Annotated in this window: 14 protein-coding genes; 9 read left to right on the top strand and 5 right to left on the bottom strand. The window is 65.3% G+C overall.

All coding sequences use genetic code 11. The features are described from left to right. Positions 1-278 precede the first annotated feature (278 nt). Entirely contained in the window at positions 279-1,322 is a 1,044-nt protein-coding gene (locus ACCC94_RS22340) for a LacI family DNA-binding transcriptional regulator (protein WP_413351754.1), read from the bottom strand. 230 nt (positions 1,323-1,552) lie between these two features. Between ACCC94_RS22340 and ACCC94_RS22335 the strand changes: the two genes are divergently transcribed. The 4 genes from ACCC94_RS22335 (at position 1,553) to ACCC94_RS22320 (ending at position 5,667) form a co-directional block, all read left to right on the top strand. After that, on the top strand, positions 1,553-2,074 hold the full coding sequence (locus ACCC94_RS22335; RefSeq protein WP_413351752.1) for a gluconokinase: 522 nt from the start codon (positions 1,553-1,555) through the stop codon (positions 2,072-2,074). Positions 2,075-2,179: 105 nt separating this feature from the next. After that, complete coding sequence (locus tag ACCC94_RS22330; RefSeq protein WP_413351751.1) at positions 2,180-3,532, top strand: GntP family permease; 1,353 nt, start codon at positions 2,180-2,182, stop codon at positions 3,530-3,532. A gap of 160 nt (positions 3,533-3,692) precedes the next feature. After that, a complete protein-coding gene (locus tag ACCC94_RS22325) occupies positions 3,693-3,830 on the top strand; it encodes a hypothetical protein (protein WP_413351750.1) in 138 nt (45 codons plus the stop codon). 211 nt (positions 3,831-4,041) lie between these two features. Continuing rightward, entirely contained in the window at positions 4,042-5,667 is a 1,626-nt protein-coding gene (locus ACCC94_RS22320; RefSeq protein WP_413351749.1) for an NADP-dependent glyceraldehyde-3-phosphate dehydrogenase, read from the top strand. A 215-nt stretch (positions 5,668-5,882) separates the two neighbouring features. Here the strand turns inward: ACCC94_RS22320 and ACCC94_RS22315 are convergent, their stop codons facing one another. Next, positions 5,883-6,356: a Bro-N domain-containing protein gene (locus tag ACCC94_RS22315; RefSeq protein WP_413351747.1), complete on the bottom strand. Its 474-nt coding sequence runs from the start codon at positions 6,354-6,356 to the stop codon at positions 5,883-5,885. A 585-nt stretch (positions 6,357-6,941) separates the two neighbouring features. Between ACCC94_RS22315 and ACCC94_RS22310 the strand changes: the two genes are divergently transcribed. The 3 genes from ACCC94_RS22310 to ACCC94_RS22300 all read left to right on the top strand — a co-directional run bounded on the left by ACCC94_RS22310 (position 6,942) and on the right by ACCC94_RS22300 (position 9,719). Further along, positions 6,942-7,364: a YybH family protein gene (locus ACCC94_RS22310; protein WP_413351746.1), complete on the top strand. Its 423-nt coding sequence runs from the start codon at positions 6,942-6,944 to the stop codon at positions 7,362-7,364. Positions 7,365-7,653: 289 nt separating this feature from the next. Beyond that, positions 7,654-8,694, top strand: coding sequence for a sterol desaturase family protein (locus ACCC94_RS22305; RefSeq protein WP_413351744.1), 1,041 nt, complete (start codon positions 7,654-7,656; stop codon positions 8,692-8,694). Positions 8,695-9,026: 332 nt separating this feature from the next. Next, the gene (locus tag ACCC94_RS22300) at positions 9,027-9,719 is read left to right on the top strand and encodes a hypothetical protein (RefSeq protein WP_413351743.1); all 693 of its coding nucleotides are present in this window, start codon (positions 9,027-9,029) and stop codon (positions 9,717-9,719) included. A 152-nt stretch (positions 9,720-9,871) separates the two neighbouring features. Here ACCC94_RS22300 and ACCC94_RS22295 read toward each other — a convergent pair whose 3' ends face one another. The 3 genes from ACCC94_RS22295 to ACCC94_RS22285 are packed head-to-tail and all read right to left on the bottom strand — an operon-like array spanning position 9,872 to position 11,708. Further along, on the bottom strand, positions 9,872-10,114 hold the full coding sequence (locus tag ACCC94_RS22295; RefSeq protein ID WP_413351742.1) for a DUF2790 domain-containing protein: 243 nt from the start codon (positions 10,112-10,114) through the stop codon (positions 9,872-9,874). After that, positions 10,111-10,671 (bottom strand): cytochrome b, encoded by a 561-nt coding sequence (locus tag ACCC94_RS22290; RefSeq protein ID WP_413351740.1) that lies wholly within the window; start codon positions 10,669-10,671, stop codon positions 10,111-10,113. Before ACCC94_RS22290 ends, ACCC94_RS22295 begins: the two co-directional genes overlap by 4 nt. Further along, positions 10,671-11,708: a catalase family peroxidase gene (locus ACCC94_RS22285; protein ID WP_413351739.1), complete on the bottom strand. Its 1,038-nt coding sequence runs from the start codon at positions 11,706-11,708 to the stop codon at positions 10,671-10,673. The genes ACCC94_RS22290 and ACCC94_RS22285 overlap by 1 nt, the downstream gene beginning before the upstream one ends. Positions 11,709-11,870: 162 nt before the next feature. On the opposite strand from ACCC94_RS22285, the gene ACCC94_RS22280 reads away from it, so the two are divergent. Both ACCC94_RS22280 and ACCC94_RS22275 read left to right on the top strand, forming a co-directional pair. After that, positions 11,871-12,380, top strand: coding sequence for a sigma-70 family RNA polymerase sigma factor (locus ACCC94_RS22280; RefSeq protein WP_413351737.1), 510 nt, complete (start codon positions 11,871-11,873; stop codon positions 12,378-12,380). Then, positions 12,377-12,556, top strand: a 180-nt coding sequence (locus ACCC94_RS22275) for an anti-sigma factor family protein (RefSeq protein ID WP_413351734.1), incomplete at its 3' end; no start/stop codon positions are given. The genes ACCC94_RS22280 and ACCC94_RS22275, both read left to right, overlap by 4 nt.

Genomic DNA, 12,556 nt, shown 5'->3' with positions numbered 1-12,556 from the left:
CCCCGGGGGGTCTTTTAATTCCCGCCCGATTTTCTGAGCGACCCCGCGGGCGCCCTACCGGAGCCCCCGCGGCCTCCCAGGCCACGGGGTCCGCTCCAAAGCTCGCTCCTACGAAAAACCCGACATCACCACGGCCCGCATGAGGAATCGATGGGTATCGCTGCGCTCCACACCATCCTACGGGCCGTAGGGCGCATAACCTGGAACAGGTTATCCGCCGCACCTCTGACGGCGGATAACGCTGGCGCGATATTCGCCCTACGAAGGTGTGACGAATGTCAGCTGCTCTCGCGCACCATCAACTCGAACCCCAGGTCCATCACCGGAGCACTCACCGGCTTGTCATTCATCAGGTCCAGCAACCGTTCCGCCGCATGGGTGCCGATGGCCTTGCGCGGGGTGCGGATGCTGGAGAGGCGCGGGACCATGAATTCCGAGCTGGGCAGGTCGTTGAAGCCCAGCACTGCCACCTGTTCGGGGATGCGGATGCCGTGGCGCATGGCTTCCAGCAGGGCGCCGTGGGCCAGGTCGTCGTTGCCGAAAAAGATGCCTTCCACCTGCGGCTGGCCGGCCAGCAACTGGCGGAACAGCTCGCCGCCGAGGCCGACCGAGGAGGGGCGTGGCGTAAGGATTTCCAGCGCCGGGTCGTAGCAGCCGGCCTGCTGCAGCGCGCGGCGATAGCCCTCGCCACGCAGCAGGGTGCGCTGATCCAGCTGCGCGCCGATATAGGCCAGGCGCTTGCGCCCACTCTTGAGCAGGTGTTTGGCCGCGGCCTCCCCTGCGCGGATCTGCGAGAAGCCCACGCAGTGCAGCCCCGCGCCGGGGTCCAGGTCCATCATGTAGACCGCCGGCACACCGCTGGCCTCGATCATCCGCCGGGCGCTTTCGGTGCGGTCGAAGCCGGTCAGCAGCAGGCCGCGCGGCTGGTACGCGAGGTAGTTGCGCAGCAGGTTCTCTTCTTCGTCGCGGGAATAGTGGTAGTTGCCGATCAGCACTTCCAGGCCGCGCGGGTGCATCACGGCATGGATGGCTTCGAGGGTTTCGATGAACAGCTGGTTCGCCAGCGAAGGCACCAGCACCACGATGTTATGGCTCTGCTTGGAGGCCAGCGCGCGGGCGGCGGGGTTGGCCACGTAGCCCAGGTCGGCGGCGGCCTGACGGACCTTCTCCACCAGCGCTTCGGCCACCGTGCTCACCCCGCGCAGGGCGCGCGACGCGGTGATCGGGCTGACACCGGCGCTGCGCGCCACGTCATTGAGGGTGGGTTTGCCGGTGGTACGGGAACTTCTGTCGTTTTTCTTATCGTTCTTCTGGGCGGTCATCAGGCGGCTTGCCAAACAAAAATCGAGGCACTAAGGTAGCGCTGTCTCGCAGCCAGGGCAATTGCCTGAGGCCGGCTCCCGCCGCACCCTCGCCCGCCGGTGTTTGCTTCATCAGCAGCATCCACCCAGAGCGCCGAGACACACCGACTAGAATGACAAGAATACGGAGGCAGCCGATGCTTTTCGTTACGCCCCACAAAGATAGCGCTGTCTCAACACCGAGGCCCTGCATGCTCCCCGCCATCGATGCCGTACTCATCATGGGCGTCGCCGGATGCGGCAAGTCCAGCGTCAGCGAGGCCCTGTGCCTGCGCAGCGGCGCATTCGCCATCGAAGGCGACTCCTTCCACCCCGAAACCAACATCCAGAAGATGAGCGCCGGCATCCCGTTGACCGACGAGGATCGCGCCGGCTGGCTCGACACCCTTGCCTGCGAACTGCAGAAAGCCATCGCCGCAGGCCAGCGCCCCGTGCTCACCTGCTCCGCGCTCAAGCTCATCTACCGCGAACGCCTGCGCCGCGCCGTGCCCGGCCTGGGTGTGGTGTTCCTGGAACTCACCCCGGAAACCGCCGCCCAGCGCGTCGCCACCCGCCCCGGCCACTTCATGCCGGCCAGCCTGATCGACAGCCAGTTCGCCGCCCTCGAAGTGCCGACCAGCGAACCGCTGACACTGCGCCTGGACGCTACCCGCCCACTCGACGAACTGGCGGAAGCCGCGCACCTCTGGTGGCGACAACACTCCAGCGACTGACCCTGATAGCGCCTGCCCTCCAAAGATAGCGCTATCTCAAACCACTGAAATTTCCACATCAAAAGAAGAGCCGCTCCGGCACAACGACAACAACAGGAGAGACCCATGCTCGGCATGTCCCACGACACCTATCTGCTGCTGGACGCGGTGGTCACCATCATCGGCCTGATCCTGCTGATCACCCGGTTCAAGATCCACCCCTTCGTCGCCCTGATCATCGCCGCCGGGTTCCTCGGCCTCACCTCCGGCATGCCGGTGGCGACCATCGTCAAATCCTTCCAGGACGGCTTCGGCGGCGTGCTCGGCTTCGTCGGCATCATCCTTGCGCTGGGCACCATGCTCGGCAAGATGATGGCCGAGTCCGGCGGCGCCGATCAGATCGCCCGCACGCTGATCCAGGCGTTCGGCAAGCAGCGCGTGCACTGGGCGATGATGCTCGCCGCCTTCCTCGTCGGCATCCCGCTGTTCTTCGAGATCGGCTTCATCCTGCTGGTGCCGCTGGTCTTCATCGTCGCCCGCCGCAGCGGCGTATCGCTGATCAAGATCGGCATCCCGCTGCTCGCCGGCCTCTCCGCCGTGCACGGCCTTGTGCCGCCGCACCCGGGCCCGCTGCTGGCCATCGGCGTGTTCGGCGCGGACATCGGCAAGACCATCTTCTACGGTCTGCTGGTCGCACTGCCCACCGCCGCCATCGCCGGTCCGATCTTCGGCGCGTGGATCGCCAGGGTGATTCCCGGCCAGCCCAATGAAGAACTGGTCGCGCAGATCGCCCACGAGCCGGACACCAGCAACCTGCCCAGCTTCGGCGTCACCCTGTTCACCGTGCTGCTGCCGGTGTTCCTGATGCTGCTCAAGACCTTCGCCGACGTCATGCTCGCCGACGGCCACATCGTCCGCGCCTGGCTGGACATGATCGGCCACCCGATCACCGCCCTGCTCCTGGCCCTGCTGCTGTCGCTCTACACCTTCGGCCATGCCCGCGGTTTCGACTCGAAGAAGATCCTCAAGCTGCTCGACCAGAGCCTCGCGCCCACCGCCGCCATCGTGATGATCATCGGCGCCGGCGGCGGCTTCAAACAGATGCTGGTGGCCAGCGGCGTGGGCGACGTGATCGGCCACATGGCGGTGCAGGCGCAGATCTCGCCGATCCTCCTGGCCTGGCTGGTGGCCGCGGTGATCCGCATCGCTACCGGTTCCGCCACCGTCGCCACCATCACCGGCGCGGGCATCGTGGTTCCGGTCATCGACCTGATCCCAGGCGTCAACCGCGAGCTGCTGGTGCTTGCCACCGGTGCCGGCTCGCTGATTCTGTCCCACGTCAACGACGCCGGCTTCTGGCTGGTGAAGCAGTACTTCAACATGAGCGTGATGGAGACCTTCAAGACCTGGACGGCGATGGAAACCATCCTCTCGGTGGTCGGCCTGCTGTTCATCCTGCTGCTGTCGCTGTTCGTCTGATGCATTGATCGATGGGTATCGCTGCGCTCCACCCATCCTACGAACTGCCCTACCTGGAAGCTCCGCGTAGGATGGCGTGGAGCGCAGCGATACCCATCAGCTCTAACCCGGCGAACACCACCAATTCGCCCCACCGGATTCCTGCAACGAGGTATCGCCCGTGACTTCCTCCGCAACTCCGAAAGCCCCCGCCCAGCCCACCTTGCCCCGCGACTTCGACATCCGCGCCCGCTACGCCGAGCAGCAGGAACTCCTGCAGCCCGCGCCGACGCCACAGCCAACCCCCTCGCACCCGTAGGGCGCATAACCCGGAACGGGTTATCCGCCAAAGCCCCAGCACACCGTGAAGCCGGCGGATAACCGCAAGCGGTAATCGGCCCGTGCAGCAGCTTTGCTGAATCGATTTACCTGAGCCAAGCTAGGCTCTAGAACATTCCGTACGGCGCATGACCGCGAACCCTCATGCGCGCCACACAGACCAGTCGCCCACCTCCCCCGAGGGATGAGTCATGCCCGACAACAACAAGCTCGACCATCTGTTCCCCCGCCTCACCGACATCCCTGACACCTGGCGCCCCGACGCGCCGGTCGAGCAGCGCGAGTATCTGGTCAACGGCGAGCTGCGCCGCTGGGAAGGCCCGCTGGCTCCGGTACGCAGTCCGATCTTCCTCGCCACTGACCAGGGCGATGAACAGGTGATCCTCGGCAGCACGCCGCTGCTGGATGCCGACGCCGCCCTCGCCGCACTGGACGCGGCCGTAGCCGCCTACGACAACGGTCAGGGTGAATGGCCCAACCTGCGTGTGGCCGAGCGCATCGCCCATGTCGAGCGCTTCCTCGTCCGCATGCGCGAGCAGCGCAGCGCCATGGTCAAGCTGCTGATGTGGGAGATCGGCAAGAACCTCAAGGACTCGGAGAAGGAATTCGACCGCACCTGCGACTACATCGTCGACACCATCCAGGCGCTCAAGGAGCTGGACCGCCGCTCCAGCCGCTTCGAACTGGAACAGGGCACCCTCGGGCAGATTCGCCGCGTGCCGCTGGGCGTCGCGCTGTGCATGGGCCCGTACAACTACCCGCTGAACGAGACCTTCACCACCCTGATCCCGGCGCTGATCATGGGCAACACCGTGGTCTTCAAGCCCGCCAAGTTCGGCGTGCTGCTGATCCGCCCGCTGCTCGAGGCCTTCCGCGACAGCTTCCCGCCGGGCGTCATCAACGTCATCTACGGGCGCGGCCGCGAGACCGTCAGCGCGCTGATGGCCAGCGGCAAGGTCGACGTCTTCGCCTTCATCGGCACCCACTCCGGCGCCGCCGACCTGAAGAAGCTGCACCCACGCCCGCACCGCCTGCGCGCCGCCCTCGGGCTGGATGCCAAGAACCCCGGCATCGTCCTGCCCAGCGTCGACCTCGACAACGCCGTCAGCGAAGCCATCACCGGCGCCCTTTCCTTCAACGGCCAGCGCTGCACCGCGCTGAAGATCCTCTTCGTCCACGAAGACGTGCTGGACAGCTTCCTCGCCAAGTTCAGCGCCAAGCTCGCCGAGCTCAAGCCCGGCATGCCCTGGCAGCCGGGCGTAGCGCTGACGCCGCTGCCCGAGCCGGGCAAGGTCGACTACCTCAACGGCCTGCTGCAGGACGCGCTGGACAAGGGCGCCAGGGTCATCAACCCCGGCGGTGGCGAGAGCCGCGAAAGCTTCTTCTACCCCGCGCTGCTCAGCCCGGTGCGCGCCGACATGCGCCTGTACAACGAGGAACAGTTCGGTCCGCTGGTACCGGTGGTGCCCTACCGCGAACTGGACGAGGTGATCGACTACGTCCTGCAGTCCGACTACGGCCAGCAGCTCAGCCTGTTCGGCGACGATCCCGAGCAGATCGGCCCGCTGGTGGACGCCTTCGTCAACCAGGTCGGCCGCATCAACATCAACGCCCAGTGCCAGCGCGGCCCTGACAGCTACCCCTTCAACGGCCGCAAGAACTCCGCCGAGGGCACCCTCTCCGTCCACGACGCCCTGCGCACTTTCTCCATCCGCACCCTGGTGGCCACGCGCTTCACCGACGCCAATAAAGAGCTGATCAGCCGGATCATCCGCGACCGCGACTCCAGCTTCCTGACTACCGACTACATCTTCTAGGGAAAGCGCCAAGAGCCCCTCTCCCTAACCCTCTCCCGCAAGCGGGAGAGGGGACCGTTCCGCGCAAGGAGAACCCACATCATCAGCCGGCACGATCAGCTCCCTCTCTTTTCAGAGAGGGGCGCGTAGCCGCCCGATTCAGGAATCCCCAGCCGCCGGGCCGGCTTTTGTAGGAGCGAGCTTGCTCGCGAACCCGCCCCACTCCACATCGACAATTACCCCCTCCGCCACCATCGCCCGCGCCTCTCCTCGCGCATCAACCGCGGCACCTCTCCCATCGGCACCCAGTACTCACCCTGCCAATCCAGCACCGCCAGCGGCCGCCCTTCCCCCCTGGCCTGCATCCGCCTCGGCAGCCCCGCAGGCACCCGCCCCTGATCCCTGAGCGTCGGCAATACATGGCCGGTGAGCCACATGCGCAACTGCCGGTGCTCTGGATCGCGAAATCGCTGCAGCACATGGAAAGCGCCATAGTCACTGACCAGCAACACGACCTCCTCGCCACCACCCGTCACCAGGCGCGCCTCGCGAAAGAGGTCCTCATCCAATCGAAGAACATAAGCATCGACCCGCTCGCGGATCAGATAACCCAGCTCGCGGGCGACCAGCCAGGGCTGGTTGTCGATCAGCACGCCGCGCAGGGAGCGGTTGTAGCGGTGGAAAACGGTGGGAATGTAGATGTCGTCCATGGAGCAGCTCCTATGTGTGAGAAGCCGCCACGTCCGTCGCCAAACGGATAGGGTGGCGGAACCGCGCAAGGTTGGCGAACCGGCACATAGAACCGGCAGACCCGAAGGTCTCCCTGCGCGGCCCGCCATAGCGAAGAACCGTGGACGTGCGAATACGTCACGGTCTTACGATGCGTTACCGCGCCTATGTGTTCCGGGTCGCCAAACCCGCTCCCCTGTCGCTTTCACAGGGGCGTCGGGAGGTTATGGGGAAGGCTGGAGGAGGTCAAGCGGGGGCGATACGTACGAATCGGCTTTCTGACCTGGTGGCAGCTACCGCCCCGGAGGGACCTTGTTCTGCCGAAGAAACAGAGACATGCCGCGCTTGAATTCTGTAGTTGGTGGAATTGAATTGTCTGGCTAGGCTTCCGCCTTGGCCAAGTCAGTGCACGGCCAAAGCAGGATCTGGTCGATGATGCATTCACCCAGGACCGACAGGCCCTGGCCGTACGTCGCAATGACCAGGAAACACTTGGCTGGAAGTTCACCTCGAGCTCTCCGAGATCAGGAAGTCGGTCGAACCCATAAAACAGAAGTGAAAGCGATATGACCGAAATTACGCGACCCGAGGCAGCAGCTGAGGGCTTCCAGGCTGCTTGGAACGCTCATGATATGACGGCGCTTGGTGCGCTCTTTCACGAGGACGCGACGTTCGTAAATCGTTTCGGACACCTGGTGCGCGGCATTGATGAGATCATCGCGCTTCACGCGCCAATTCATCAGACGATTTACCGCGACTCGACCCTGGCAAACGAGGTGATTGATGTGATCCCTATTGGTGACGGGGTCGCCGTTCTGCATTTCTGGAGCCGCCTGACTGTTGGCAGCGCGCACCCCGCAGGCCCGCATTCCGTGGACACCTTGATTCAGGCGGTGCTGACCCGCCATGAAGGACTGTGGCTCATCAAAGCCCTGGAAAACGTCACCTTGACGGACCCGCGCACCGGCGAGCCCATCCTGCGACAATAACCCGCTCCCGACACTCGAAGCTGCCGGCATTTCCGTCAATTGGATGTCGGCTCCTGACCGGAAACAGACTCAGCAGCGGATCTTGAGCAGCAGGCCCTCCTGTCGAAATGGCTCCCTCCCGCACAATCGAGCTTTGACAGCCAGAACCAACCAGTTCCATGCTGATCTGCATACGTGGCAGTTCTGGCGCACCGTCCAGTCACTCCAATACGAACAAGCGACTCCCCGAGTCGCAATCTGACTGCAGGCTTCCAAGCCGCAGCATCTCTTTCATCAACGCCTGACGCCCATGCCTGAGCTTTCGCACGTCCACCGCCACATCACCGAGTGGGTGGTCAACCCCATCACCAACCAGATCGCCGGCCTCTTCGACCTCAGCGGCCGCGTCGGCGTGGTGTTTCTGCTGTGCTCCTACGCCATCGCCTACGCGCTGTTCCGCTTCCGTCGGCGGCGCGGGCTGACGCAGGCGGCTTCGTTCTGGCAGTTCATTGGGGGTAGCCGGGTGAATCTGCATCGTTCCGCGCTGCTGGATTACCGCTACTACCTGGTACGCGGCATCCTCAATGTGGCGTTGCTGGTGCCCATCATCGGGCTGGTCGATCCGTACATCCTGCGCTCGGGCGACTACATCGCCTTCTTCACCCACCTCTGGGGCGCGCGCCCGCAGGTCGGGACGAACCTCGGCCTGTCGCTGCTCTACGGGCTGGGGGTGTTCCTGGTCAGCGACTTCAAGAACTATTGGGTACACCGCGCCTTCCATTCGCGCTGGCTGTGGGCGTTCCACAAGGTGCATCACTCGGCGGCGGTGCTGACGCCGATCACCGCGAGCCGCGTGCACTTCGTGGAGAAGCTGGCGGCGAAACTGGCCGGCGCCGTCGCCCTGGGCGCCTATGCCGGTGCCTTCTGGTACGCCTGCGGCGGCCAGATCAGCGCCTACACGCTGTTCGGCGTGACCTACATGATCCTGCTGTTCAACGTGCTGGCGACCAACCTGCGCCACAGCCATGTGTGGCTGTCGTTCGGGCCGCTGATCGAGCACGTGGTCAACAGCCCCGCCCAGCACCAGATCCACCACAGCGACGCGCCCCGCCACTTCAACAGAAACTTCGGCATCAACCTGTCGCTGTGGGACTGGATGTTCGGCACGCTCTACGTCACCCAGCGCGCACCGGAGCCGATCCAGTTCGGCGCCGGAGAGCAGGATGACGAGAAATATTCTTCGCTGTGGAGTCTGATCGTCACGCCGTTCGTGGAGACAGTGCAGAAGATTCGCAAGGCCCGGCGCGCTAGAGCGACCGCCCGCGAAACGACCCGAGCGACTGCTTCGTAGCAGGGCGGAAGAACGCTCGAGGGCAGCGGGCGGCCCTGTTGCTGTTGCTAGTAACGCCGCATCGGGGGCTGAACACCTTTCCTCGCCGCTAGCTTCGTCCCGCTGAAAAAGCCCTTGGATCACCGCCCGCCATACACCCGAATGCGCCCTCCGCACCCCGTCGAATCGGCACGCCGGTACCGCTTTTTGTTTTTGACAGTAAGAATTATTTACAAATAACATTGCGCCTCACATGGATTAACCTGCACGGCAGCTCGCAACGCCCCCACCCCTCGACGCCTAGTCATGGCCCCGGACAGCCGGTGGCCCATTCCAAAAACAAGAGACAATTCATGGAATTCGTTCACGTAGTGACTTCGCTACTGCAGCGCGAAGCAGTAATGGAGTTCGTTCGCCTGGGTGTGGTCTACACCCACCTGATCGCCTGTTGCGTCGCGATTGGCCTGGTCCTGACCAGTGACTTCGCCATGGTCAAGCAGCTCCTCAAAGGTTCGGATTCGGTTCACCTCGAGCAGGCACCCATGGAGACGCTGAAGCGCACCATTACCCTGGCGCTGCAGATGCTCTGGTTTTCCGGCGCGCTCATCGTCCTGCTGGATATGTCAGCCAAGGGAATGGAGTACCTCTTCAACCCCAAGCTGCAGGCCAAGGTCCTCATCGTCGCCCTGCTCACGGTCAATGGCAGTCTGTTGCATTCGGTGGTCATGCCCGCCCTGATGCGGGCGGGCTCCTTGCTCCAGCTCGAACCGGGCATGCGAGCCCTGAGCATCTTTGCGGGCACGGTGTCGGCGGTCTCCTGGTTCTACGCGGCCTTGCTCGGTGTCGGCCGCCCCCTCGCCTGGAAGTACAGCCTGGGCGAACTGCTTTACGCGTACCCGATGCTGATCTTCGCGGGTTTCATCGCCATGAGTCGGCTGGTCAAATGGGCGCGAAAACGTCAGGTACATCCAGTGCCCCGACATGCTCCGAGGGAGCGCGAGAGCGGGCCGACGCTGGATGAATCAAGGGGTACTGACTGGTCCTAGACCTTGAACCCAATCCCCTTCCGCCTACGTGGCGTCGATGAACAATCGTTGGCGCCACCGCCACTAGCAATCCCCCTTCCCAATCTCCCAGGCCAAAGCACAATCCGCCCCTCTCGGATGGCCGCTCGAAAGCCGCTCTGCGTATTCTCTCCTCAATTCTGATTCCCACACCCCTGCCCCCAAACCGGATACCGCAGCCTATGCCGCTGCCCGCCGCTGTCCTCATACGTCATCTCCACCTCGCGAATCCCGCAGAAGTCCAGGTCTGGCGACTGCACCACACGCTTGATGTCGAGCTTCTCGCCGTAGTGGTAGTCCTGCGCCGGTGGGGCGTCCTGCGCCGCGAGGGCCGCGCAGGAGGTGAAGAGGAAAGTGGCAGCGAGCAAGCGTTTCATGGCCGCTCTCCGCTGGAACTATTCGGCATAGGCGCGCCGGTCATGCTGGGGAGAACTTCGTCGCGGCGGATGAGCCCGTGGAACAGCGCGGCGGCGAGGTGCAGGAGGATGGTCGCCAGCAGGGCGTAGGCGATGGAGGTGTGGGCGCTGCGCAGGACGGTGTGAAGCTGCACCGAGGGCGAAACCAGCGCGGGCAGTTCGAAGCCGCCCCAGAGCACAACGGGATAGCCGCCGGCGGATTGCATGGTCCAGCCCACCAGCGGCTGGGCCAGCAGCAGGCCGTAGAGCGCCAGGTGCGAGAGGTGCGCGGCGCGGCGTTGCCAGCCGGGCATGTCGCTGGGCAGTGCGGGAATGCGGCTGGTCAGGCGCACCAGGATGCGCAGCAGCACGAGCACCAGCAGCGCGGCGCCCAGGGCTTTGTGGATGGCGACCAGCGCGGCGTGGCGCGGGGAGACGCTGGCGACCATCCCCAAGCCGATCAGCAGCATGGCGAGGACCAGCACGGCCATGAGCCAGTGCAGCACGCGCAGGGAGAGCGGGAAGTAGGTCGGTTTCATCAGTGGGTCTCCTGGGCCTGCTCGCGGGTACGGCGGTTGAAGGATTCGGAATAGGCGGCCGAGCGCGCGCTGAGCAACGGGTCGTCGGAGGCGCGGATGCCGTCGGGAAGGATCAGCGGGTCGTAGTTGACGTCGCGGCAGTCGCCGCCGATTTCCGCTTGCAGGCGTTCGATCACCAGTTCGCCGGCGTCCACGGTGCGGCGGCTGGCGGGCCAGGCCTGGGTGGGGTCGACGGTGCTGTCGCCGGGCTCACCGAGGGTGAACTGCAGGCGCCAGCGCAGCGGGCCGGCGGCGATGCGCTGGGCCAGTTCATCGGCGAGGAAGTCGGCGTCGCCGCGCTTGTCGGCGGCCAACGGTTCGACCGGCGCTTCGGGCTGCACGGACCAGCGCACCGGCTGCTCCTTGCCTTCCTTGTTCACCAGGTAGAAGGCGTTGAGGCTGTAGTAGGCGCTGTTGGCGTAGCTGGAGGACGGCGTCGAGGACTTGGCCCACTGCAGGAAGGCCTGGGTCTCGGGGTGCGACTTGAAGAAGGCGCCGGCCCTTTCCGGGTCGGGCTTGCCGGTGCCCGGCTGCGGCGCGGTGGCCTGCTGCAGGGCGTAGAAGCTGGCGACGTCGCGGACGACGAAGACCGGCATGGCATTCATGCCGGTGCGCCATTCCTGGCCATCGGCCGGCTGGAAGCGCAGGGCCAGGCTGCGGATCGGCGCGGCGCCGTCGCTGGCCTTGGGGTTGCCGCCGGGAATGGCGAGTCGCCCCACCACCGGAACGCGGCCGACCGAGAACAGGCTGGCGCGGGACAGGCTGGCCGCGCCGCCATTGCTGTCGAAATGGCCGATCACGCACAAGCCCTTGGCGTGGTTGCGCCGGTAGCCGGGGTAGACGCCGCTGTTGTGCTCCAGGGTGTCGATCACGCTGGCCGGGGTGAGTCGCTGCGGGTCGAGCCAGCCGGCCACGTAGGCGAAGACGGCGGCCACGCCGAGCACCACGGCGCCGATGGCGGCCAGGCGTAGCGGCACGTTGGGTGGGGTTTCTGTCATTTCCGGCTCCTCAGGCTTAGGCTGAATGCGTTGAGCCGGTACGACGCACCGTGCGACGGGTTATTCCCACCCGCTGCGAATAAATTATTTTTCCCCGCGACGGGAATAGATCGCCGCAGCGTTCGTCTTCCTCGCTCGAACCCACCCATTCCCGGCGCCCCGATGCACTCACTGGACGACCATTCACTGCGCGAACTGCTGCCCCGGCTGCGGCGCTTCGCGCTGTCGCTGACCCGCAGCGCGAGCAGCGCCGACGACCTGGTCCAGGCGACCCTGGAGAAGGCGCTGTCGGCCTGGTCCGGCCGCCGAGACGACGGCGATTTGCGCGCCTGGTTGTTCTCGATTCTCTACCGGCACTTCATCGACGGGCAGCGCCGGGCGAAACGCTACGCGCGCCTGCTCAGCCTGTTCGGCGCGGACAGCGCGGTGAGCGCATCGCCGGAAGACATCGTCAGCGCGCGCTCGACGCTGGAGGCCTTCGAGCGCCTGCCCGCCGAACAACGCGCGCTGCTGACGCTGGTCAGCGTCGAAGGCCTGAGCTACCGCGAGGTGGCCGAGGCACTGGATATTCCCATGGGCACCGTCATGTCCCGCCTGTCCCGCGCACGCACGGCGCTGCGCGCGCTGAGCGAAGGACAGGCGGCGACCCCTTCCCTGCGGGTACTGAAATGAACGAACGCATTCCCGGCGGCACTCCCCAGGAACAGGATCTGCACGCCTACATCGACGACCAGCTGGAGCCGGCGCGCCGCCAGTGGGTGGAAGCCTGGCTCGCCGCCCACCCGGACGACGCCCGCCGCGTGGAGGGCTGGCGCCACGATGCCCAGCAACTGCGCGCAGCCTTTGCC

It is taken from the genome of Pseudomonas sp. Pseusp97, assembly GCF_047304025.1.
Lineage (GTDB): Bacteria > Pseudomonadota > Gammaproteobacteria > Pseudomonadales > Pseudomonadaceae > Pseudomonas.
The sequence above is the reverse complement of the archived record's forward strand: the minus strand, read 5'-3'. Positions and strand labels throughout refer to the sequence as shown.

What these genes read in the sequence shown, in the direction of transcription:
- ACCC94_RS22340 (WP_413351754.1), bottom strand. Translation starts at nt 1,322, where the DNA reads ATGACCGCCCAGAAGAACGATAAGAAAAACGACAGAAGTTCCCGTACC.
- ACCC94_RS22335 (WP_413351752.1), top strand. Translation starts at nt 1,553, where the DNA reads ATGCTCCCCGCCATCGATGCCGTACTCATCATGGGCGTCGCCGGATGC.
- ACCC94_RS22330 (WP_413351751.1), top strand. Translation starts at nt 2,180, where the DNA reads ATGCTCGGCATGTCCCACGACACCTATCTGCTGCTGGACGCGGTGGTC.
- ACCC94_RS22320 (WP_413351749.1), top strand. Translation starts at nt 4,042, where the DNA reads ATGCCCGACAACAACAAGCTCGACCATCTGTTCCCCCGCCTCACCGAC.
- ACCC94_RS22315 (WP_413351747.1), bottom strand. Translation starts at nt 6,356, where the DNA reads ATGGACGACATCTACATTCCCACCGTTTTCCACCGCTACAACCGCTCC.
- ACCC94_RS22310 (WP_413351746.1), top strand. Translation starts at nt 6,942, where the DNA reads ATGACCGAAATTACGCGACCCGAGGCAGCAGCTGAGGGCTTCCAGGCT.
- ACCC94_RS22305 (WP_413351744.1), top strand. Translation starts at nt 7,654, where the DNA reads ATGCCTGAGCTTTCGCACGTCCACCGCCACATCACCGAGTGGGTGGTC.
- ACCC94_RS22300 (WP_413351743.1), top strand. Translation starts at nt 9,027, where the DNA reads ATGGAATTCGTTCACGTAGTGACTTCGCTACTGCAGCGCGAAGCAGTA.
- ACCC94_RS22295 (WP_413351742.1), bottom strand. Translation starts at nt 10,114, where the DNA reads ATGAAACGCTTGCTCGCTGCCACTTTCCTCTTCACCTCCTGCGCGGCC.
- ACCC94_RS22290 (WP_413351740.1), bottom strand. Translation starts at nt 10,671, where the DNA reads ATGAAACCGACCTACTTCCCGCTCTCCCTGCGCGTGCTGCACTGGCTC.
- ACCC94_RS22285 (WP_413351739.1), bottom strand. Translation starts at nt 11,708, where the DNA reads ATGACAGAAACCCCACCCAACGTGCCGCTACGCCTGGCCGCCATCGGC.
- ACCC94_RS22280 (WP_413351737.1), top strand. Translation starts at nt 11,871, where the DNA reads ATGCACTCACTGGACGACCATTCACTGCGCGAACTGCTGCCCCGGCTG.